At 60.9% G+C, this 20,865-nt stretch carries 19 protein-coding genes; 9 read left to right on the top strand and 10 right to left on the bottom strand.

Annotated elements, in window-relative coordinates:
• The first annotated feature begins 44 nt into the window (after nt 1–44).
• The 5 genes from CLM72_RS05505 to CLM72_RS05485 all read left to right on the top strand — a co-directional run bounded on the left by CLM72_RS05505 (nt 45) and on the right by CLM72_RS05485 (nt 5,770).
• Entirely contained in the window at nt 45–674 is a 630-nt protein-coding gene (locus CLM72_RS05505; protein WP_105229084.1) for a DUF1120 domain-containing protein, read from the top strand.
• Nucleotides 675–705: 31 nt separating this feature from the next.
• On the top strand, nt 706–1,410 hold the full coding sequence (locus CLM72_RS05500; protein WP_105225842.1) for a fimbria/pilus chaperone family protein: 705 nt from the start codon (nt 706–708) through the stop codon (nt 1,408–1,410).
• Between the two features lie 138 nt (nt 1,411–1,548).
• Nucleotides 1,549–3,963 carry a fimbria/pilus outer membrane usher protein gene (locus CLM72_RS05495; protein WP_105229083.1) on the top strand — a complete coding sequence of 805 codons (2,415 nt, stop codon included), beginning with the start codon at nt 1,549–1,551 and terminating at the stop codon, nt 3,961–3,963.
• Between the two features lie 11 nt (nt 3,964–3,974).
• Nucleotides 3,975–5,114 (top strand): DUF1120 domain-containing protein, encoded by a 1,140-nt coding sequence (locus CLM72_RS05490; protein ID WP_177430927.1) that lies wholly within the window; start codon nt 3,975–3,977, stop codon nt 5,112–5,114.
• An 11-nt stretch (nt 5,115–5,125) separates the two neighbouring features.
• On the top strand, nt 5,126–5,770 hold the full coding sequence (locus CLM72_RS05485) for a DUF1120 domain-containing protein (RefSeq protein ID WP_105225841.1): 645 nt from the start codon (nt 5,126–5,128) through the stop codon (nt 5,768–5,770).
• On the opposite strand, the gene CLM72_RS05480 is transcribed toward CLM72_RS05485, so the two are convergent.
• Both CLM72_RS05480 and CLM72_RS05475 read right to left on the bottom strand, forming a co-directional pair.
• Nucleotides 5,767–7,032: a CynX/NimT family MFS transporter gene (locus CLM72_RS05480; RefSeq protein WP_105225840.1), complete on the bottom strand. Its 1,266-nt coding sequence runs from the start codon at nt 7,030–7,032 to the stop codon at nt 5,767–5,769. The genes CLM72_RS05485 and CLM72_RS05480 overlap by 4 nt on opposite strands.
• The gene (locus CLM72_RS05475; protein WP_105225839.1) at nt 7,022–7,681 is read right to left on the bottom strand and encodes a FadR/GntR family transcriptional regulator; all 660 of its coding nucleotides are present in this window, start codon (nt 7,679–7,681) and stop codon (nt 7,022–7,024) included. Before CLM72_RS05475 ends, CLM72_RS05480 begins: the two co-directional genes overlap by 11 nt.
• A 159-nt stretch (nt 7,682–7,840) precedes the next feature.
• Between CLM72_RS05475 and CLM72_RS05470 the strand changes: the two genes are divergently transcribed.
• Together CLM72_RS05470 and CLM72_RS05465 are read left to right on the top strand one after the other, a co-directional pair.
• Nucleotides 7,841–8,152, top strand: coding sequence for a type II toxin-antitoxin system MqsR family toxin (locus CLM72_RS05470; RefSeq protein ID WP_054897719.1), 312 nt, complete (start codon nt 7,841–7,843; stop codon nt 8,150–8,152).
• Complete coding sequence (locus CLM72_RS05465) at nt 8,149–8,637, top strand: type II toxin-antitoxin system MqsA family antitoxin (protein ID WP_105225838.1); 489 nt, start codon at nt 8,149–8,151, stop codon at nt 8,635–8,637. The genes CLM72_RS05470 and CLM72_RS05465 overlap by 4 nt, the downstream gene beginning before the upstream one ends.
• A gap of 61 nt (nt 8,638–8,698) precedes the next feature.
• Here the strand turns inward: CLM72_RS05465 and CLM72_RS05460 are convergent, their stop codons facing one another.
• The 4 genes from CLM72_RS05460 to CLM72_RS05445 form a co-directional block, all read right to left on the bottom strand.
• Nucleotides 8,699–9,463, bottom strand: coding sequence for an amino acid ABC transporter ATP-binding protein (locus CLM72_RS05460; protein ID WP_010444394.1), 765 nt, complete (start codon nt 9,461–9,463; stop codon nt 8,699–8,701).
• 10 nt (nt 9,464–9,473) lie between these two features.
• Nucleotides 9,474–10,571: an amino acid ABC transporter permease gene (locus CLM72_RS05455; RefSeq protein WP_014717022.1), complete on the bottom strand. Its 1,098-nt coding sequence runs from the start codon at nt 10,569–10,571 to the stop codon at nt 9,474–9,476.
• Between the two features lie 10 nt (nt 10,572–10,581).
• Entirely contained in the window at nt 10,582–11,763 is a 1,182-nt protein-coding gene (locus tag CLM72_RS05450; RefSeq protein WP_105225837.1) for an amino acid ABC transporter permease, read from the bottom strand.
• 72 nt (nt 11,764–11,835) lie between these two features.
• Nucleotides 11,836–12,867: an amino acid ABC transporter substrate-binding protein gene (locus CLM72_RS05445; protein WP_034128697.1), complete on the bottom strand. Its 1,032-nt coding sequence runs from the start codon at nt 12,865–12,867 to the stop codon at nt 11,836–11,838.
• A 346-nt stretch (nt 12,868–13,213) separates the two neighbouring features.
• On the opposite strand from CLM72_RS05445, the gene CLM72_RS05440 reads away from it, so the two are divergent.
• Nucleotides 13,214–13,870, top strand: coding sequence for an alpha/beta hydrolase (locus tag CLM72_RS05440; protein WP_105225836.1), 657 nt, complete (start codon nt 13,214–13,216; stop codon nt 13,868–13,870).
• A 95-nt stretch (nt 13,871–13,965) separates the two neighbouring features.
• Nucleotides 13,966–15,432 carry an ATP-dependent RNA helicase RhlB gene (gene rhlB, locus CLM72_RS05435; RefSeq protein WP_105225835.1) on the top strand — a complete coding sequence of 489 codons (1,467 nt, stop codon included), beginning with the start codon at nt 13,966–13,968 and terminating at the stop codon, nt 15,430–15,432.
• 143 nt (nt 15,433–15,575) lie between these two features.
• Here the strand turns inward: rhlB and moaE are convergent, their stop codons facing one another.
• The 4 genes from moaE to CLM72_RS05415 form a co-directional block, all read right to left on the bottom strand.
• Nucleotides 15,576–16,025, bottom strand: coding sequence for a molybdopterin synthase catalytic subunit MoaE (moaE, locus tag CLM72_RS05430; RefSeq protein WP_105225834.1), 450 nt, complete (start codon nt 16,023–16,025; stop codon nt 15,576–15,578).
• A gap of 2 nt (nt 16,026–16,027) precedes the next feature.
• Complete coding sequence (gene moaD / locus CLM72_RS05425) at nt 16,028–16,270, bottom strand: molybdopterin converting factor subunit 1 (RefSeq protein ID WP_073524183.1); 243 nt, start codon at nt 16,268–16,270, stop codon at nt 16,028–16,030.
• The gene (moaC, locus tag CLM72_RS05420; protein WP_105225833.1) at nt 16,267–16,740 is read right to left on the bottom strand and encodes a cyclic pyranopterin monophosphate synthase MoaC; all 474 of its coding nucleotides are present in this window, start codon (nt 16,738–16,740) and stop codon (nt 16,267–16,269) included. Before moaC ends, moaD begins: the two co-directional genes overlap by 4 nt.
• 124 nt (nt 16,741–16,864) lie before the next feature.
• On the bottom strand, nt 16,865–20,593 hold the full coding sequence (locus CLM72_RS05415; RefSeq protein WP_105225832.1) for an autotransporter domain-containing protein: 3,729 nt from the start codon (nt 20,591–20,593) through the stop codon (nt 16,865–16,867).
• Nucleotides 20,594–20,865 lie beyond the last annotated feature (272 nt).

Raw genomic sequence — 20,865 nt, 5'->3', positions numbered from 1 at the left:
GGGCTTCGCCGTGGGCTGTGTTCACCCGTGCCAGTGATGAATCGATGACTATGTTCACCCGTTTCTTTACCGTGCTGTTGTTATCCCTGTGCGCTGCGGCCAAGGCCAGTGCGGGCACCGCTGCCGAGCTTACGGTAACCGGTCGTGTGACACCGGATGCCTGCTATATCGAGCTGTCGGATGAAGGTTTTGTCGACCACGGAAAGATCCCCGCACACACCCTCCTTGTCGACGAATTCACCGTGCTGCCCAGCCGACAACTCGAACTGCAGGTGCAATGCGCCAGGCCCATGTTGTTTGCGCTGGTGGGTATCGACAATCGTGCGGAGTCTTCCCTGGCACCGGATTACTTCTATGGGCTGGGCAGGAACATCCATGTACCGGACGAACGCCTCGGCTCCGTGGCGTTGTCGTACCGCAACCCGGTGGGGGACTCACAGGCCATGCAAGTCCTGGCCTCCACCAACAGCGGCGAAAGCTGGACGCAAGAGCCCAATGGCTACCCGCGATCCTATATGGCCTTTGCCCCGACGGGCGACCGTCAACCCGACTTCATCAGCCAGTTGAGGGTCCAGCTTCAAGTGGACACCGCCATCAACTTTTCGCAGTACCTGACCCTGAATCAGGAAGTGCCCCTCGACGGCTCCATCGTTCTGGATTTGCGTTACCTCTGACCCACTCATTTCGCCTAATGGAAAACCCATCATGACGATGACATGCTCAAACACCGCGTTCGGCCTTATTGCCCTGCTGCTGATATTCGGCAATCAAGCAAAGGCTGACGGCATGGTCCCGGACACATCCGTGGTGATCGTCCACGAGGCCGATGGTGAAGCTTCCGTCTCGGTGACCAATTCCGACGGCCAGCTTTCGCTGTTGCATGTGACCTTGCAGGATATTCCGGAAGACACCGAACCCCTGCTGGTGGTGACGCCGCCGCTGTCCCGAGTCGAAGCGTCCAAATCCCAGTTGGTGCGCTTTATTCTGCAAAACCAAAAACCGTTGCTCACCCAGCGGCTCAAACGCGCCGTGTTCGAAGGCATGCCCCAGGGCCGCGCAGCCACTGCCGCCGGTCATGCCCGCGTGGGCGTGACCGTGCGCCAGAACCTGCCGGTGATTGTGCATCCCAAGGGCCTGGCACCCAATCGCAGCCCCTGGACCGGCCTGACATGGACCCTGCGCGACGGCCAATTGCAGGTGCGTAATGACACGCCCTATGTGGTGCGCCTGGCACAGGAGCTGCAGTTGTTGCCCGGCGACGGCAAGGCGATGCTGCCGCGCACCTACGTGCTGCCAGGTGAAGCCTTGAGCGTGCCGGCCAGCGGTGGCCAAGCCAAGACGGTGAGGCTGCAACCGGCCACTGTGTACGGGTTTGCGGTCAAGGCCTACGACGCCCCCATCACCCTCTGACAGAAAACCACAGGCGTCGCCAAGACCGCCGCCTGGATAACGAAGTGACGGCTTATCGACCGTCACCAGAACGCCCAAAGCCCCGAACCAAATGAGGGCTGTGCGTTCACTAAGCGAGTACCTTGCGTGAAAACAGTATTGAGTTACCGTGACGGCGAAGCCGTGCCCATTCGCCCAGCCTTGCCGCTGGTGTTGCTGCTGTATGCGCTTATGCCGGACAAGGCGTGGGCCGACGACACCAGCCCCGCAGGCTTCGACGCCCAGACCTTGCATCAGCGCGGCATCGATCCACAGTTGGCCAGCCTGCTGCTGGCAACCCCGCGCTTTGCCGCCGGGCGTCATAGCGTCAACCTGCGGGTCAATGGCCTGCGCCGGGGACGCCTGGAGGTCAGTTTCGATCAACAGGGCACCCCCTGCCTGGACCGTGCGTTGCTGGACGCCGCCAACCTGGTGATACCCGCTGACCCCGTAGGTTGTCAGGATTTTCTCGTGCGGTATCCGCAAAGCCTGGTGGAACCGGACCCGTCGACACTGACGTTGGCACTGGTCGTGCCCACCGAAGCACTGCGCCCCGTGCAACAGGACATCTCGGGCTACCAGACCGGCGGGTTTGCCGGAATGCTCAACTACGACCTGAGCGGGTTCTACAACCGCTTCGGCGAAGACGCCAGCCGGTTTGGTTCAGCCAATACCGAAGTCGGCTTCAACGCCGGCGACTGGATCGTGCGCAGCCGCCAGGTACAGACCTGGCAGGATGGCTTATCGCGCAGCACCCACTTGGAGGCCTATGCGCAACGGACCTTCGCCAGCCATCAGGCAGTGCTGCAGGCCGGGCAGATCAACCTCTATAACCCGGTGTTGTCTGGCGCACAAATCACCGGCGTCCAGGTGCTGACCGAGCAGGCCCTTCAGGAGCAAGGCCAGGGCGCGCAAATCCAGGGGATCGCCAACAGCCCGGCACAGGTAGAAGTGCGCCAGAACGGCGCGCTGATTCACTCCACCGTGGTGCCTGCCGGGCCGTTTGTGCTGAACGATGTACGCCGTTTGAATACACGTTCGGACGTCGAAGTTACGGTCAAGGAAAGTGTCGGCGGGGAACGACGTTTCACCGTACCCGCCGCCATGCTCGGTCTCGGCCTGCCTGCACCCGGCTATTCGGTCGCAGCGGGGCGCGTACGTAACGTCGGCGGGGCCGAGGCAGAGGCGCCGTGGGTGGTCAGCGCCGGTTGGACCGGGAACTTGCATCCGCAACTGACCCTGGGCACTGGCGTGCTGGCGACCGGCGAGTATCGCTCGGCGGGCGCCAGCCTGGGCTGGCTGCCGTGGCTGGACAGTCAGATCCAAGTGTCTACCCAATTGTCCAACACCCAGTCGTGGGAAAAAGTCTCGGGCGTGCAGACTGATCTTTCCTGGTCACAGCGCCTGAGCGAGCGCTGGTCGTTCAGCGCCGCCAACTCCTGGCGCAGCAGCGGCTACCGCGAACTGGAGGAAAGCACCTACGAGCGCGACGACAGTCAGCGCAACTCACGCTATCGCGATCAACAAAGTATCAACCTGGGGTGGTCACATCCGCAGTTGGGCGCATTCAGCGCCGGCGTTTCACGTTCGAGTACCTTCGAGGGCAACAGCAGCAGCCGCGCGCTCGCAGCGTGGGGCACGAGCATTGGCGCAGTCTCGTTATCGGCCAGCGCCGAGTGGCAGATGGGCGGACGCCAGCAACAGGACAACGCGGTCTACCTCACTGTCAGCGTGCCGTTGGGCGAAAGCCGCCGGCTGCGCAGTTGGGTGCGCAACTCCGGCGGCCAAAACCGTACCGGCCTGGGCCTGACCGAACAGATCGACGACCAACTGAGCTACCGCGTCAGCGCCGAACACGACAGCAGTGACCATCAGGTGGAAACCAGCGTGGGCGTTTCGGCATTGCCGCGCTATACCCAACTCGACTTGAGCTACAGCCGCTCCGATGCCGAGCGTTCGAGCTACCAGGGCGGCGCCCGCGGCGGTGTAGTCGTGCATGGCGACGGCATGACATTTACCCCCTACCCGGTGCGCGACACCTTCGCTCTGGTATCCGTCGGCGACATGAGCGGCATCAAGCTCAGCACCCCCAGTGGCCCGGTCTGGACCGACTGGCAAGGCCAGGCCGTGGTGCCGCAGGTGGCCGCCTACGGGCGCAGCCCAGTGGAAGTGCAGACCCGCTCGCTACCGCGCAACGCCGATATCAACAATGGCCTGGCCGTGATCTCGGCCGGGCGTGGCGCTGTCGATCGGGTCGAGTTCGGCGTGGGCCTGACCCGCCGCATGCTGCTCACCGTCAGCGACGATAAGGGAAACCCCATGCCGGTGGGAGCCTCCGTTACGACGAACACAGGTGAGTTCATCACCTTGGTGCAGGACGCCAGCCAGGTGTTCCTGCCCAATGTGCTGGACCAAGGAGCGCTGTGGATCACCACCTCCCAAGGCAAACGCTGTGAATTGCGCTACCAACTGCCGGCAAAAGCCGACCCCACGGTGTATTTCGAAACCGCACCTGCTCGTTGCCACACACCATGAGGACTACTGCCATGCACCCTGCAACCTGTTTGCGCTACGTGAGCCTGGGGTTATTGCTCGCGTTTGCCGGCACTGCTCAAGCCTTTGAGGAATGCCAATTCAACCTCAGCGAACCGCTGGTGGATTTGGGCTTGATGAGTCGCCTGGCGCAAAGCGACAGCGCGCCGCAACGCCTGCTCGGCGAGCGCCGTTTGAGCCTGACGTTCACCTGCCCCCAGGCCCAGGACCTGAGCCTGTTTTATCGCGGTACCGCCGCCTCCGCGCAACGCCTGCAATTCACTCCCAACGGCAGCTACGCCATCGAAGTCGGCAACGCCGTACTCGACGGCCGGGCGGTGGAACTGGGCTTGTTGCCCGGCGCAGGCCAGGCGCCGGTGAGCAGCGCCAGCGTGCTGGAATGGCGGCCCGACCATGGCATCGTGCCGCTGCACCAAGGCACGGTATTGCAGGGGAAAACCCTGGCGTTGCAGTTGACTCTGCGCGCCTGGGCCGACCCGGCCGCCACCCAGGTACGCGACGCCACCACCTGGGAAGTCAGCGGGATGATGTACCACAGCGCAAGCGGGCGTTACCGCGACCTCACGTTGCGCGCCCACTTCGCGCCGACCGCCTGCCAACCGACACTGTCGGACCAGGGCGTCGTGGACTACGGCACGCTGTACGCCAAGGATCTGAGTGCCACCCACGAAACACCGCTACCGACGCGCACCGTACGCCTGAGCGTGACCTGCGATGCTCCGGCCCGCTTCGGCCTGCGCATGAAAGACAATCGCGATGGCTCGGCTACCGGCGGCACCGATGAAACGGCCTATGGCCTGGACCTGGACGCCAGCAACAACAAAATCGGACGTTTCTACCTGACGGTCGACCCAGCGGAATTCAGCGCCGACAGTGTGTCCACGCTGTACCGCACCGACTCCACCAGCAATGGCGCAGCCTGGAGCAGTTCGACTGCGCGGCAGATCCCCATGGCTGCCAACAGCCTCATGGGCTTTACCGACAAGACCGGCGTGACTACGGGCCCGCTCGCCATACAGGTCCTGACCGGCACGATGCGCATCAAGACGTACCTGGCCCCCATCCAATCGCTGGATCTGCGCGATGTCGTGCGTATCAATGGGTCCGGCACCCTCGAAATCATTTACTTGTAGGAGTGCGTACCATGAAAATTCCTGCCCTTTGCAGCCTTCTATTATTGACCAGCACCCAGGCGGCGCTGGCGGCCTCGACGGTGGACCTCAGCGTCCAGGGGCTGGTCACGCCCGCCGCGTGCCTGCCGCAACTGTCAAACGGCGGCCTGATTGACTACGGCAAAATATCTCAACAAGACTTGAACCTGGAAACCCGCACCCGTCTTCCCGCCAAGACTCTGTTCTTCGGCATGGCGTGTACCGGCCCGGTACGTTATGCCCTGCGCATGCAAGACAACCGCAGCGACTCGACCCTGGTCGAAAGCGAGATTTACTACGGGCTGGGTTTCGACAGCAACGGCACGCCCCTGGGCGTCTACTCCATGACCTTCGATCCTCGGCAAACCCAGGCCAGCAACAACGGGCAACTCTACGGCACCGAATCCACCACCGGGGGTCTGGCATGGCGCACGTCCAACCTCAACCCCATCGACATCGGTTCCCGCAGCTACCTGGGCTTTACGTCGAGCGAGGGCAGCGTCAGCGGCCCCACCGCCATTGGCATAATAGGCAGCCACGTCACGGTGCAGACCGTGATCAATGCTCGCAAGCATCTGGACTTGAGCACGCAAACCCCGATTGACGGCTCGGCCACGCTGGAAGTGGTTTATCTCTAGACCTTCTCACAGGTGACGTGCACGTAGCGCGCACGTCCGGCGCCCAGGCCCGCCACGATGGCGCCGAGGCCGACCACTGCGAAGATCCAGCCGATGGCCGTCCAGCCGCCGGTCCAGTCATGCACCACGCCCACAGCGAAAGGGCCAAGGGACGCCAGGGTATAACCGATCCCCTGGGCCATGCTCGACAGGTTGGCGGCTACGTGAGCGTCACGCGAGCGCAGCACAATCAAGGTCAGCGCCAGGCTGAAGGTACCGCCCTGCCCCAGACCGAGCAGAATCGCCCAACCCCACAAACCGTCCAGCGGCGCATACAGGCAGCCGAACAGGCCGCCGAGGGTCAGCAGCATCACCACCACGATCGCCAGGCGCTGGTCCTTGCCACGGGTAGCCAGCCATGGCGCGGCCAGGGAACTGAACAACTGCACAATGATCGAGCCGGACAACGCCAATCCCGCCTCTGTGGCACTCAGGCCACGGCCGATCAGGATCGACGGCAACCAGCCGAACACGATGTAGGCCAGGGACGATTGCAGGCCCATGTACAAGGTCACTTGCCAGGCCAACGGGTCACGTAGTAGCCCCTTCACACGGTAAGCGACGCGATGGGCGCCGTGCTTCTGCCCCACTTGCGGCAACCAGAACAACGCCGCCAACAGCGCTGGCAGAATCCAGAACCCCAGACCAAGGGGCCAACTGTCGCCGAAGTAATGACTCAAGGGTACCGTGGCCCCTGCCGCCAATGCGGCGCCCAGGCACAGGGCCATGGTGTAGACGCCGGTCATGGCGCCCGCACGTGCGGCGAAGTCGCGCTTGACGATACCCGGCAGCAATACGCCGATGATGCCAATGCTGGCGCCGACGATCAGGCTGCCGGCAAACAGGCCCACTTCCCCGAATGAACTGCGCAGGATGATCCCGCCAGCCAGGGTCAGCAAGATGCCGAACACCACCCGCTCAGCCCCAAAGCGTCGGGCCAGGATCGGCGCCATGGGCGCGAACAGGCCCAGGCACAACACCGGCAGGGTGGTCAGTAAACCGGCTTGGGCGGCCGACAGGCCCAGGCTGCTGGAGACGTCGGCCAACAGCGGCGACAGGCTCGACAAGGCCGGGCGCAAGTTGAGCGCGACCAGGATCAGGCCCAGCAACAGCAACCAGGGCCGGCTCACCCGCGGGTGGCTGTGCTGCACCTCGTCGTCATCGGCCTCGGCGTCAATCAACAACTCTTCAAGTTCGGGCGTGCGTTGGGTTTCAGGGTTCATTGATCAACTGCCGGCAGAGGGATTTGGCACGTTCGGGGTCTTGCTGCTCCACGGCGTCAAGCAGGGCAACGTGCAAGTCGAACACGGCCTGGCGACGCGGTGAAAGGTTCAGGGTCTGGCGCAACTGCGCGCCGACGATAGCGGAGAAATACTGATACAGCTCGCTCAACGCCGGATTGTGTGCGGCGTCCACCAAGCGTTGGTGAAACGCCAGGTCGGCGCTGATATAGGCCTCGAGGTCGCCCTGATACAGCGCGGCGCTGGCATCCAGCGCTGTGCGCAATGCTCGCAGGTCACTTGCAGTACGGCGTTGCGCAGCAAGGCCGATGGCTTCCACTTCCAGAATCTGCCGCGTCTCCTGCGCCTGCCCCAGGGTGCAATGAGACAACGCACGCATCGTGCCCAACGGGTCGGTCATCGAGCGCAGATAACTGCCGTCGCCCTGGCGGATTTCGATCAACCCGGAGAATGCCAACACGCGCATGGCTTCACGCACTGTGTTACGGCTGATCCCCAGTTCGGCGCACAGTTCGGGCTCGGTGGGCAGGCGTTCGCCAACGGCCCACACACCCTGGGCAATGCGCAGACGTAGTTGTTCCAGCGTCTGGTCAACCAGGGAGCGTTTGATCAGCGGGGCAATGTCTGTCATGGGCTTTACGCTTTCGTCCAATCATAGGATGAATTTTCCTACAGCCTATTGGGAGTCGCCTACAAAGGCAACGCACTAGGGTTTTTAGGCAGGGAAAGGAGCAGTATTTTCGATTGGTAAAATTACCCTCAGAGGGTAATTATTGGACTCAGGTGTCTTATGGAAAAGTACACACCTCATTACGATCTGGCCTTGATCAAGGCGCAAGTCATCCGGCTGGGCCACAGAGCCTTTACGGCAACTGCGCGGGAGAGCGCTCGTCAACTTGAATTGAGCATCGGCCAGATGCGGTTGGCGGTCTGCGCCCTTGAAACGCGAATGTTGTACAAATCGATGACAACCTATGCAGACCACCGGATATGGCAGGACGTCTATCTGATCAAGATGTACGGTACGGAGATTTACATCAAGGTGACTCACCGCCCAGGCGGCGAAGCTCCCGTAATCTCCTTCAAGGAGAAAACCTTATGAAAACCCAACAATGCGTGAATTGCGGAACCCATGATGGAATGCAGTATTTCGCAGGTCGCACCTTCACCATCAACACACGCGGCATGATGCGCGACATTCCAAACATCGCGGGCTGGGAATGCCAGGTTTGTAAGGAAATCGAATTCGATCATGACGATGACAGCGCAGAGCGTTATTCCGATGCCAGTGACCAATTATTGATTGATGGCAGAAAAGTCATCGCGGCTGAAATGAAGCGAATCCGTCGCAAACTGCACCTCACTCAGAAGGAGGCAGTGAAGCTGTTGACTGTGCGCGGGCAAAACTCATTTTCTCGCTACGAAAGGGCTGAGGTTTTCCCTCCTGAACCATTGTTTACACTCATGCGCCTACTGGATAAGCATCCGCATCTGCTGGCCGAGATCGAGGCGCTCAATGTCGGAGAAGACCTCAATCGCCTACTCATTGCAAAAGATCAGCAACAACGTGCGGCCCAAGCATCCTGATGCAGATCAACAGGCAAAAAACAAACCCGGCTCCAGGCCGGGTTTGTTTTTTAACCTTCCATCAATGCAGTATCTGGCTCAAGAACAACTTGGTCCGCTCATTCTGCGGGTTATCAAAGAAGTCATTCGGCGCCGCCTGCTCGACGATCTCGCCCTTGTCCATGAAGATCACGCGATTGGCCACTGTGCGGGCAAAGCCCATTTCGTGGGTCACGCACAACATGGTCATGCCGTCTTCGGCCAGGCCGATCATGGTGTCCAGTACCTCTTTGACCATCTCCGGGTCCAGCGCAGACGTCGGCTCGTCGAACAGCATGATTTTGGGTTTCATACACAGCGCGCGGGCAATCGCCACACGCTGTTGCTGGCCACCTGAAAGCTGCCCGGGAAACTTGTGGGCCTGCTCCGGAATGCGCACACGCTCCAGGTAGTGCATGGCGATTTCCTCGGCCTTGCGCTTGGGCATCTTGCGCACCCACATCGGCGCCAGCGTGCAGTTTTGCAGGATGGTCAAATGCGGGAACAGATTGAAGTGCTGGAACACCATACCGACTTCGCGGCGGATCGCTTCGATCTGCTTGAGGTCATTGGTCAGCTCCACGCCATCGACCACGATGCGGCCTTGCTGGTGCTCTTCCAGGCGGTTGAGGCAGCGGATGGTGGTGGACTTGCCCGAGCCCGACGGGCCGCACAGCACGATACGCTCGCCCTGCTTGACGTTGAGGTTGATGTCTTTCAACACGTGGAACTGGCCGTACCACTTGTTGACGCCCTGCATCTGGATAATGCCTTCAGGGCTCACAGGCTGTTTGATTGCTTCGCTCATCAAAAAACTCCTAACGCTTGTGGCCAGTGTCGAGCTTGCGTTCCAGATGCATGGAATAGCGCGACATACCAAAACAGAAAATCCAGAACACCAGGGCGGCGAACACATAGCCTTCGGTGGCCATGCCCAGCCATTTGGGGTCGGCGGCGGCTTGCTTGACGCTGTTGAGCAGGTCGAACAGGCCGATGATGATCACAAGGCTGGTGTCCTTGAACAGGGCAATGAAGGTGTTGACGATCCCAGGGATCACCATCTTCAAGGCTTGCGGCAAGATCACCAGGCCCATGCTGCGCCAGTAGCCCAGACCCATCGCCGCAGCGGCTTCATATTGGCCCTTGGGAATCGCCTGCAAACCACCGCGCACCACTTCGGCCACATAGGCCGACTGGAACAGGATCACACCGATCAGCGCCCGCAGCAGCTTGTCGAAGTTCATGCCTTCGGGCAGGAACAGCGGCAGCATCACCGAAGACATGAACAGCACGGTGATCAACGGCACGCCGCGCCAGAACTCGATGAAGGTCACGCAGACCACCCGAATGGCCGGCATGTTCGAACGCCGTCCCAGCGCCAGCACAATGCCCAGCGGCAAGGCGCCGGCGATGCCCACGGTGGCGATCACCAGGGTCAGCATCAGGCCGCCCCACTGGCTGGTCGCCACGTTGCTCAGCCCGAACACGCCGCCATGCAGCAAGCAGTAGGCAATGATCGGGTACAGCACCAAAAAGCCCAGGCCATAGATCGCCTTGCGTGGGAAACGCGAGATGAACAACGGCGCCACGCCCACGATGGCCAGCCACACCGTCATGTCCACGCGCCAGCGCAGGTCGACGGGGTAATAGCCATACATGAACTGCCCGAAGCGCTGTTGGATAAACACCCAACAGGCGCCCTCCTTGGTGCAGTCGGCGCGGGTGGTGCCCACCCAGTTGGCATCGAGGATGGCCCAGTGCAGGATCGGTGGCACCACCAGGTACACCAGGTAGATCGCCAGCAAGGTCAGCAGTGTATTGAGCCAGCTCGAGAACAAGTTGGCGCGCATCCAGGCCACCGGCCCGAAGACTTTGCTCGGCGGTGGCATGTCAGGTTTGAACGTATGCGTAGTCATGGGTGTGTCCTCACCGCTCGATCAGCGCAATGCGCTTGTTGTACCAGTTCATCAGCAGGGAAATGCTGATGCTGATCGCCAGGTACACGCTCATGGTGATGGCAATGACTTCAATGGCCTGGCCGGTCTGGTTGAGTACCGTGCCGGCAAACAGCGAAACCATTTCCGGATAACCGATACCGGCGGCCAACGACGAGTTTTTCGCCAGGTTCAGGTATTGGCTGGTCAGCGGCGGAATGATCACGCGCAACGCTTGCGGAATGATGACCTTGCGCAGCGTCGGCCCCGGGCGCAGGCCCAGTGAACGTGCCGCTTCGGTCTGGCCATGGCTGACGGACTTGATGCCCGAGCGCACGATCTCGGCAATAAATGCCGCCGTGTACACCGTCAGCGCCAAGGTCAACGCCAGCAGTTCCGGGATCAGCACCCAGCCACCGACAAAGTTGAAGCCCGCAAGCTTGGGCATTTCCCAATGCAATGGCGTACCGAAGATCAACACGCACAACGCCGGAATCACCACCAGCAGCGCCAGGCCCGCCCAGAATTTATGGAAAGGAACCCCCGTCGCTTCAAAGCGTTTGTTGGCCCAGCGAGTCATCAGCACGATGGCAACGATGGCGACCGCCAGGCTGGCGACAAACGGCCAGAACCCATCGGACGCCAGCGCTGCCGGCATGTTCAAGCCACGGCTGCTGACAAAGAAGGTGTCACCGAAGTTATGGCTGTTGCGCGGCCCTGGCATGGTCAGGAACACCGCGAAGTACCAGAACAGGATTTGCAGCAGCGGCGGAATGTTGCGGAATACCTCCACGTACACCGTCGCCAGCTTGTTGATCATCCAGTTGGGCGACAAGCGTGCCACGCCGATGATGAAGCCGAGCAGGGTTGCCAGCACCACACCGATGACGGTCACCAGCAAAGTGTTGAGCAGGCCGATGACAAACACCCGGGCATAGCTGTCCGATTCGGTGTAATCGATCAAGTGCTGCGCGATGCCGAAACCGGCACTGCGCTCAAGAAAGTCGAAACCCGAGGTGATGCCCCGGTGTTGCAGGTTGGTCTGGGTGTTATGGAACAGGTACCAGCCCAGCGAGACCACCGCCACGATCGTGATGATCTGGAACAGCCACGCACGCACTTTGGGGTCGCTGAAGCTGAGCTTCTGCTTGGGTGCGCCGATTTGATTTTGCATGAAGTGCCCCGAAAATAATGGAACAGAACATCACCCGGCAGTTGGCCTACCGGGTGACAGAACCATCAGCGATCAGCGCACAGGGGGTGCGTATTGAATGCCGCCGTTGTTCCACAGGGCGTTCAGGCCACGGTCGATTTCCAGCGGCGTGCTCTTGCCCAGGTTGCGCTCGAACATCTCGCCGTAGTTACCCACTTGCTTGACGATCTGTACCACCCAGTCCTTCTTCACTTTCAGGTCTTTACCGTATTCGCCGTCGGCACCGAGCAGACGCGCAACGTCCGGGTTCTTGGTGGCCTTGGCTTCAGCTTCGACGTTCTTGGAGGTCACACCGGCCTCTTCAGCGTTGAGCATGGCGTAGCCCACCCAGCGCACGATGGCCAGCCACTCGTCATCACCGTTACGCACGACCGGGCCCAGGGGCTCCTTGGAAATGGTTTCCGGTAGCACCACGTAGTCTTTCGGCGAAGCCAGCTTGCTGCGCTGGGCGAACAGCTGGGATTTGTCGGACGTCAGCACGTCGCAACGCCCGGACTCCAGCGACTTGGCGCTTTCATCGGAGGTGTCGAAGGTGATCGGGGTGTATTTGAGGTTGTTAGCGCGGAAATAGTCGGAAACGTTCAGCTCGGTGGTGGTACCGGCCTGGATGCAGATGGTTGCACCGTCCAGTTCCTTGGCGCTCTTGACGCCCAGCTTGTTGTTCACCAGAAAGCCGATGCCGTCGTAGTAGGTAATGAAGCCCGGGAATTTCAGGCCCATGCCCGCATCGCGAGAGCTGGTCATGGTGGTGTTGCGCGACAGGATGTCGACTTCGCCTGACTGAAGCGCGGTGAAACGCTCCTTGGCGTTCAACTGGCTGAACTTGACCTTGGTGGCATCGCCAAATACGGCAGCCGCCACAGCGCGGCAATAGTCAGCGTCGATCCCGAGGATCTTGCCGCTGGCATCCGGCACCGAGAAACCCGGCAGGCCGTCACTCACACCGCACTGCACAAAGCCTTTCTTCTGCACGGCGTCCAGGGTGGCGCCCGCCTGGGCAAAACCACTGACACCCAGTACAGCCGCCGCAGAGACGATGGCCAGGGTGGATTTCAATACCTTCATTACAAACCTCCAATTGCTCTTGTTGTGTCGGAGCTCCAACCTCAGCGCACCCTTATGAGGTGATATCGACCCGTGTTGGTTTTTTTTGGGGCCAAGCAGCATGAGGTTTTTGCGGTAATTCCAGTTGCTTTCCCACGAGCGGCAGTCACTGATAGTGTTACCGCCCTGGGAGAGTTCTGACATCGAGCTACACATAGCAAGGCGCGTACCAGAGTCTTGGCCGAGTGGCTGTAACTGCGCTTCGATGGCAAAAGATTCAACCTTGCGACATTCTCTTAACAGATCAACCTGTCGCGCACCGTTCCGACGCACCTCATCGGAGCGCCCGCACATCTATGGAGCAGACATGACTGAACCCTTGATTCTTCAGCCCGCCAAGCCCGCAGACGCCTGCGTTATCTGGCTGCATGGCCTGGGCGCCGATCGCTACGACTTCCTGCCGGTGGCCGAAGCCCTGCAGGAAACCCTGCTGACCACCCGCTTCGTTTTGCCCCAGGCGCCCACGCGTCCGGTGACGATTAACGGCGGCTACGAGATGCCGAGCTGGTACGACATCAAGGCCATGAGCCCGGCCCGTTCGATCAGCCTGGAAGAACTGGAAGCGTCGGCAAAAATGGTCACAGACCTGATCGAGGCGCAACAGAGAACCGGAATAGACACCTCGCGAATTTTCCTCGCCGGTTTTTCTCAAGGTGGCGCGGTGGTTTTCCATACCGCGTTCAAGAAATGGGAGGGACCCTTGGGCGGTGTGATCGCCCTCTCCACCTATGCGCCCACCTTCGATAATGACCTGCAATTATCCGCCAGCCAGCAACGCATCCCCACGCTCTGCCTGCATGGCCAGTACGACGAAGTGGTGCAGAACGCCATGGGCCGCAGCGCCTACGAGCATTTGAAGAGCCGTGGTGTCACCGTGGCATGGCAGGAATACCCAATGGGCCACGAAGTGTTACCCCAAGAGATACACGATATAGGCACTTGGCTGACTGAACGCCTGCGCTGAATCCCGTGTTTATGTAGCCGTATGACAGACGCACTACGCCGCGCCCGATTCTTGCATTACACTGGCCGGCGTACATTCCTTAATCAATTAATGAGATGACCGTGCTCAAAGCACTCAAGAAGATGTTCGGCAAAAGCGAGGCTGAGCCGCTCGCGCCTGTTCCCAGTGCTCCTGCCCCCAAGCCTGGCAACCGCAATGACGGTCAACAGCCCGGCCGGAACGCGCCCGCCGCCTCACCGAACAAAACCACGGTGACGCCGCCTGAACAGGTAAAGCCTGCCGCACCCACCCCAGCGCCTGTGGCCAAGCCCCGTCGCGAACGTGCGCCCAAACCGCCCGTGACCCCCTGGAAACTCGAAGACTTCGTCGTCGAACCCCAGGAAGGCAAGACCCGCTTCCACGATTTCAAACTGGCCCCGGAACTGATGCACGCCATCCAGGACCTGGGTTTCCCGTACTGCACGCCCATCCAGGCACAAGTGCTGGGCTTCACCCTGGCGGGCAAAGACGCCATCGGTCGTGCCCAGACCGGCACCGGCAAGACCGCCGCGTTCCTGATCTCGATCATTACCCAACTGCTGCAAACGCCGCCGCCCAAAGAGCGCTACATGGGTGAACCGCGTGCGCTGATCATCGCCCCGACCCGTGAGCTGGTGGTGCAGATCGCCAAGGACGCCGCCGACCTGACCAAGTACACCGGCCTCAACGTCATGACGTTTGTGGGCGGCATGGACTTCGACAAGCAGCTCAAGCACCTTGAAGCCCGTCACTGCGACATCCTCGTCGCCACACCGGGCCGCCTGCTCGACTTCAACCAGCGTGGCGACGTGCATCTGGACATGGTCGAAGTGATGGTGCTGGACGAAGCCGACCGCATGCTCGACATGGGCTTTATCCCGCAAGTACGCCAGATCATTCGTCAGACGCCGCCGAAAACCGAGCGCCAGACCCTGCTGTTCTCCGCGACTTTCACCGAAGACGTGATGAACCTCGCCAAGCAGTGGACCACCGACCCATCCATCGTCGAGATCGAAGCACTCAACGTTGCCAGCGAAAACGTCGAGCAGCATATCTACGCCGTCGCCGGTGCCGACAAGTACAAGCTGCTCTACAACCTGGTCAACGACAACGGTTGGGAGCGCGTGATGGTATTCGCCAACCGCAAGGACGAAGTGCGCCGCATCGAAGAACGCCTGGTGCGCGACGGCGTCAACGCTGCGCAACTGTCGGGTGATGTGCCGCAGCACAAACGCATCAAGACCCTGGAAGGCTTCCGTGAAGGCAAGATCCGCGTGCTGGTGGCTACCGATGTAGCCGGTCGCGGTATTCACATCGACGGCATCAGCCACGTGATCAACTTCACCCTGCCGGAAGTACCGGACGACTACGTGCACCGCATCGGCCGTACCGGGCGTGCTGGGGCTGCGGGTGTGTCGATCAGCTTTGCGGGCGAGGATGACTCGTACCAGTTGCCGTCCATCGAGGCATTGCTGGGGCGCAAGATCAGCTGTGAAACGCCGCCGACGCATTTGTTGCGCGCAGTAGAGCGCAAACGCCCTTGAGCTGAAATGCGGTAAAAAATGTGGGAGCGGGCTTGTGTGGGAGCTGGCTTGCCTGCGATGCAGACACCTCGGTTTTTCAGTCACGCCGAGGTGATGCTATCGCAGGCAAGCCAGCTCCCACATTGGTTTCTGCGTCTGGCTGGCTACTTCCAGCGATCCGCTGCGGCGTGGTCACTGCTGCGTCCTTCTACCCAACGCGGCCCCTCACTGGTGTTTTCCTTCTTCCAGAACGGCGCCCGCGTCTTCAAGTAATCCATCACAAACGCACAGGCATCAAACGCTGCCTGCCGATGCGCACTGGCGGCGCCGACAAACACAATCGGCTCGCCCGGTTCCAGCGCGCCGATACGGTGCAGCACCTCCAGCTTGAGTAACGGCCAGCGCTGTTCGGCTTCCACGGCGATCTTGGCCAGGGCCTTTTCGGTCATGCCGGGGTAGTGTTCCAGGAACATCCCCGCCACCTCGCGCCCGTCATTGAAGTCGCGTACATAGCCGACAAAGCTCACCACCGCGCCCACGCCCACGTTGGCCGCGTGCATGGCGTTGACTTCGGCACCGGGATCAAAGGCTTCGACCTGCACACGAATGGCCATGGTCAGCCTCCGGTCACGGGTGGGAAGAAAGCGACTTCATCGCCGGCTTGCACCGGCTCGTCCAGGCTGCACAACTCCTCGTTGCGCGCACACATCAGGCTCGCTTCGTTGAGCACGGCGAATTCCGGGTCAGAAGCCAGCGCGAGGCGCACGGCATCAACGCTGGCAAACTCACCTTCCATCTCCAGCGAGTCGAAACCCACCGCTTCGGCGTAGCGCGCAAAAAACAGTACGTTGATACTCATTGCTCATCCGCCTTGAAATGCCCGCTCTTACCGCCCAGCTTTTCCAGCAGGCGAATACTCTCAATGGTCATGCCGCGGTCCACCGCCTTGCACATGTCGTAGATCGTCAGTGCCGCGACGCTGGCGGCGGTCAGGGCTTCCATCTCAACGCCGGTCTGGCCGGAGAGTTTGCAGCGCGCCACGATACGAACCGCGTCTGCACCGTCGGCACTCAGCTCCACCTTGACGCCGGTGAGCATCAACGGGTGGCAAAGGGGAATCAAGTCACTGGTTTTTTTCGCTGCCTGGATCCCGGCAATGCGGGCCACGGCAAACACGTCGCCTTTGGGATGGGCGCCGTCGACAATCATTGTCAGCGTTTCGGGCAACATGCGCACCCGCGCTTCGGCCACCGCCTCACGGAACGTCACGGCTTTGTCAGTGACGTCGACCATGTGGGCGCGACCTTGGGAATCGAGATGAGTCAGCACAGGGATACTCCTGATCAGGAGCAACGATTGTAAACCTGTAGGTCAAATTTGCGCAGGGCTGTTTATTCCATAGATGACTGTGGCGCGGGAGCAAGCTCCCTCGCCACAGGGCACCAGTGCAGGGTTAGAAACGGAAGGTAAACCCGGCGTTGATCCCGTTGTTGTTACCGCGGTTGGACAGCAAGCCGCTGTAGTTCAGCGACACCAGGGTGTCTTTGGTCAAGGCCATTTCCGCACTGGCCTTGATCACCGCGCCATCCCGGGCGACGGGCACGCTATTAACGGCAAAAGCAGTGTCGCTGCCGGCAAACTTCAGCGAGGCTTCGCGATCGGTATCACCGAACTGATGCTCCCAACCCAGCTCACCGCGCAACGTCACTGCCAAGGTGGAGCTGACTGGCAACTGCGTATGCGCACGCAGGCCCACCGTAGATAGCGTCGCGTCCTGGCTTTGTTTGCTGGCGTGCAAGGCAGCGGCGCCGCCTTTTTCCTTGAACGAGTCGCTCTGGTAGTTCAGGTACGTGAGGTTGGCGAAGGGTTCGAATTGGTTCCATTGGGTGTAGCCGATCTCGGCAAACACTTGGTCGGTGCGCGCATTGTAATCGGCCTTGGCATAGTCCGACTGGTTGGCGTAAGCAACCCGCCGCGAAGTATCCAGACGGTGCCAGGTGGTAGCGCCGCCCAGGCGTAAGGCAATCGCCTCGAAGCGTTTACCGCCATACACCGACAGGTGATAGTTGTCGCTGTCCGCCGAAGCCGACTGGCCATTCAGGTGGCTCTGGGTATAACCGGTCGCCGCCCCCACGCGCCAGCCGTCGCTGACCTCGGTATCCAGCCCCAGCAACACCCCACTGGTGGACGAGGAATAGCCACTGGCGTTGTTGTCACCGCTGACGTTATTGCGCCCACCGAGCAGCTGCACCCAGCCGCCGTTGTCATGGCTATCGATCTGCGCGCTGGAATCCAGTGCCTGGGCCTGTTGCAAACGAGCATTGACCGCTTCGCGAAGGTATCGACTGTCGGCCATTTGCGCCGCTGCAACATCAGAATGCAGCTGCCCCGACAATCGCTTGAATGCATCCCGAGCCTGGGCAGCGGAATCGGAAGCCAACAGGCTTTCGTAAACCGGACTGCCGGCGCCCAGCTTCTCGGCCGCCGTCGCCACAGCCCGTTCGTTGCGGGTTTGCGCGACGCTGGCGAAGGTGGTCTGGTTGCGTGCTATCGCAAGGGTCAGTTGGTTCGGTTGGTAAGCGAGTTGCGTGCCGATGAACAGGTAGTTGGGCGCGAACGCCGCAAACTGGCCATTGATACCCTGGCTGGCGCTGAGGATGGTGAACTGCTGGCCCAGCAAGCTGCGCGCCTCGGTGGCGGTCAACAGGTTTGGGCTGTTCTCCAGGGACACGCTCACCACACCGCCATTGAGGATCGCCACCCCGCTGCTCTGCAACTTGTCGCTGCGGCCATTGGCACCGACCTCGACGGCATACACCGAGCCCGGGTTGAATGTGACGTCGCCGGTGCGCAGTGTGCCAATCGAATGCCCCGGGGCCACTCGCCCACCGTTGTTGACGGTCAAGGCGCCCACCGTGCCGTTGCCGGCCAGGGTGCCGCCCAGTGTGGTCATCACGCCGTTATCGGCATTACGCGTACCCACGGCACTGCCATCCACCGTCATGGCCGAGGTCAACGCACCGTCCACCGACAATTTGCCACCGCGCACCCAGGTACTGCCTGAATAGGTGTTCTGGCCTTCCAATACCAGCTCGCCGTCTCCGGACTTGACCAGGCTACCGACGTAGGGGGTGCCGGTGAGCAGGTCCTGGCCACGGGTGAGCATCGCCTGCTCCCTGGCATGACCGATCTCGTATTCGAACTGATCATCGGCCGAGGCATTGGCGGGCAGGCCATTGAGCCAGCCTTTTTGCTGTTTGGTGGCAGCCCAGGTCGCCTGTTCGGCAGCGCCTTCTACGCGGCGGGCGCGAATGGCTTCATCGGAAATCGGGTTGGCCCAGATATCGCGGGTACCGCTGGGCAACGCCACTGCCACAGCCCCGAGGAACTGCCCCGGCCCTTGCATGGCTTTTTGCAGGTTGGGCAAGCCCCAGCCACTGACCACACCTGGTACTTGTGGGACACCCGGCGCGGCATCGTGCACCGGTTGCAGGTTGTCGTAGGTGCGGCCTCCAGTCAGTTCGCCAACCGGCGTGTCCGGGCCATCCGGCGCTTGCAGGCTGGAGGTGGTCAGCAACACGTCCCGCGCCTGGCTGGGCGTCATATAGGGGAAGCGTTGCATCACTAGCGCCAAGGCCCCGGAGACGCTCGGCGCGGCGGCCGAGGTGCCGTTTGCATTCGGGATGAGTTCGCCCTCGGGGCCGGCAGACGGAATGCCCGACACGCCCATCACGCACCACCACTTGGACGTACCGCAGCGGTTATAGACCTGGGCGCTGGTCTCGTCATAGCCCGTGATCGAAAGGAACTTGCCTTCGATATCCGGTTTGAAAAACGGCAGGTTCGCGTTGGTGTACGGGTTGGCTCCGTGGCTGTCGTTGCCCGCCGAGATGATCTGGATAAAGGTGTTCTGACGGGCCGCGTCGGCCAAGGCGTCCATCCAGGTTTTGTGCCCTGCATGAGCCTTGTCCCAGAACGGGCGATAGGCGGCGGTCATGTCACGCAGGTTTTGCGCGGCGCTGTCGCCGACGTTACCGAAGTGGTTCTCCACATCATCGCGCGAGCTCTGCCCCCAGCTCTGATTGACAATCGCCACGTTCTTCGCCGCCAGGGCGTTGTAGCTGGCCATGAACGCGTTGTAGTCGAGGTCGTTGGAGCCTAGGTAGCGGTCGTTGTCGCTGCCGCCGGTGTTGGCGACAAACAGATTGGCGTCGAAGGCAATGCCGTGCATACCGGTGCCGTTGCGGCTGGCGGCCAGCACCCCGGACATTTCCGTGCCATGCCCGTCGTTGAACGCCGGGTCGTATTCCCCTGGAATACTGAAAGGCTCACCCTGCTTGAACTCGCCGCTGGGCACTTCAAGGCGGTAGCGCGGATGGGTGGCGTAGTACTCGCCCGTGGAGGTCACCGCCTGCACCCGGTCCTGGCCCTGGGCATTCTTGCCCTGGAACTCGGAGTGTTCGGTGAGGATGCCTGAGTCCAGCACGCCAACATTGACCCCCTTGCCGGTGATGCCCAAGGCATAGGCGTAATACGCGTTGGTGCGGTCCAGGCCGGAGTTGACCTGGGCCTCCGGCGTCTTCCAGGTTTGCGCGTTGGCACTCCAGTCACGGGTTACGCCCGCCCAGGAAAGACCAGCGTTCAATTGCCCGCTCAGGTTGCTGCTCACGCCCGGCTCTACGTAGGTGTAAGGCTTGGCGGCCGGCAAGTTGGCGATAATGGCCTTGGAGAAGTCGAGGATATTGGTGGTGTAACGGCCGCTGTTGTTGAACAGCTGGCTGCGGTAGTAATCCAGGCGCGAAGCGTAGTCCAGTGGCCGTCGGGTGTCGCCGAGCATGGCGCCGATGGTCAGGTTTTCGGGTTGCAGCTCGTAGTTTTGCTTGAGGGCCGAATCGAACTTGCCGGACTGGGCAGCGAAATCCTTGGCCGCGAGATCGACGATATCCGCGTAGGCAAACCTGAGGTTTTTGTACACGGCGGTATCAGGGCCGAATAAGGCGACGGCTTTCCTGAACGCCGATTCCAATACCTGCGAGGTGTAAGGATTGTCGTCTGCATTGGCCATGGAGCCGTGGCCCAGCCATAAGGCCAGGCCGAGTGCTATGGATGTAAGGGGTATGGTCTTGAAACGAGGGGTGCGATTGCGTTGTGCCACAGTGAAGCGATTACCTGCTACGTCCATTTTCCTTTCCCTTTGTATATGTGCGTCATCAATGAGCGGTGTTTCGGGCTTTGTAATAGGCAGGGTCACGGTGAAAACCCTGGACAGGTTTTCTAAACGTTCGTCGATTCAAGGAGGTGGTATTCCGACGGGGTCAAGCAGTGTTCTTATTGTATTTACCGCAGAAAAAATGTAACAAAATGATTACAGAGATCACAAGCACCCAGGATGCGTTAACGCAGGCAAATCTCGCACAGAACAAAAACCCCGGATTTCGTGAAAAATCCGGGGTT

Source organism: Pseudomonas sp. MYb193, assembly GCF_002966775.1.
GTDB classification, from domain to species: Bacteria; Pseudomonadota; Gammaproteobacteria; order Pseudomonadales; family Pseudomonadaceae; genus Aquipseudomonas; species Aquipseudomonas paracarnis.
Note: the sequence above shows the minus strand (reverse complement) of the source record. Positions and strands in the feature narration are given on the sequence as shown.

Excerpts from the sequence above, each read along its gene's own strand:
- CLM72_RS05505 (WP_105229084.1), top strand. The coding sequence starts at position 45 with ATGACTATGTTCACCCGTTTCTTTACCGTGCTGTTGTTATCCCTGTGC.
- CLM72_RS05500 (WP_105225842.1), top strand. The coding sequence starts at position 706 with ATGACGATGACATGCTCAAACACCGCGTTCGGCCTTATTGCCCTGCTG.
- CLM72_RS05490 (WP_177430927.1), top strand. The coding sequence starts at position 3,975 with ATGCACCCTGCAACCTGTTTGCGCTACGTGAGCCTGGGGTTATTGCTC.
- CLM72_RS05485 (WP_105225841.1), top strand. The coding sequence starts at position 5,126 with ATGAAAATTCCTGCCCTTTGCAGCCTTCTATTATTGACCAGCACCCAG.
- CLM72_RS05480 (WP_105225840.1), bottom strand. The coding sequence starts at position 7,032 with ATGAACCCTGAAACCCAACGCACGCCCGAACTTGAAGAGTTGTTGATT.
- CLM72_RS05475 (WP_105225839.1), bottom strand. The coding sequence starts at position 7,681 with ATGACAGACATTGCCCCGCTGATCAAACGCTCCCTGGTTGACCAGACG.
- CLM72_RS05470 (WP_054897719.1), top strand. The coding sequence starts at position 7,841 with ATGGAAAAGTACACACCTCATTACGATCTGGCCTTGATCAAGGCGCAA.
- CLM72_RS05465 (WP_105225838.1), top strand. The coding sequence starts at position 8,149 with ATGAAAACCCAACAATGCGTGAATTGCGGAACCCATGATGGAATGCAG.
- CLM72_RS05460 (WP_010444394.1), bottom strand. The coding sequence starts at position 9,463 with ATGAGCGAAGCAATCAAACAGCCTGTGAGCCCTGAAGGCATTATCCAG.
- CLM72_RS05455 (WP_014717022.1), bottom strand. The coding sequence starts at position 10,571 with ATGACTACGCATACGTTCAAACCTGACATGCCACCGCCGAGCAAAGTC.
- CLM72_RS05450 (WP_105225837.1), bottom strand. The coding sequence starts at position 11,763 with ATGCAAAATCAAATCGGCGCACCCAAGCAGAAGCTCAGCTTCAGCGAC.
- CLM72_RS05445 (WP_034128697.1), bottom strand. The coding sequence starts at position 12,867 with ATGAAGGTATTGAAATCCACCCTGGCCATCGTCTCTGCGGCGGCTGTA.
- CLM72_RS05440 (WP_105225836.1), top strand. The coding sequence starts at position 13,214 with ATGACTGAACCCTTGATTCTTCAGCCCGCCAAGCCCGCAGACGCCTGC.
- rhlB (WP_105225835.1), top strand. The coding sequence starts at position 13,966 with ATGACCGTGCTCAAAGCACTCAAGAAGATGTTCGGCAAAAGCGAGGCT.
- moaE (WP_105225834.1), bottom strand. The coding sequence starts at position 16,025 with ATGGCCATTCGTGTGCAGGTCGAAGCCTTTGATCCCGGTGCCGAAGTC.
- moaD (WP_073524183.1), bottom strand. The coding sequence starts at position 16,270 with ATGAGTATCAACGTACTGTTTTTTGCGCGCTACGCCGAAGCGGTGGGT.
- CLM72_RS05415 (WP_105225832.1), bottom strand. The coding sequence starts at position 20,593 with ATGGACGTAGCAGGTAATCGCTTCACTGTGGCACAACGCAATCGCACC.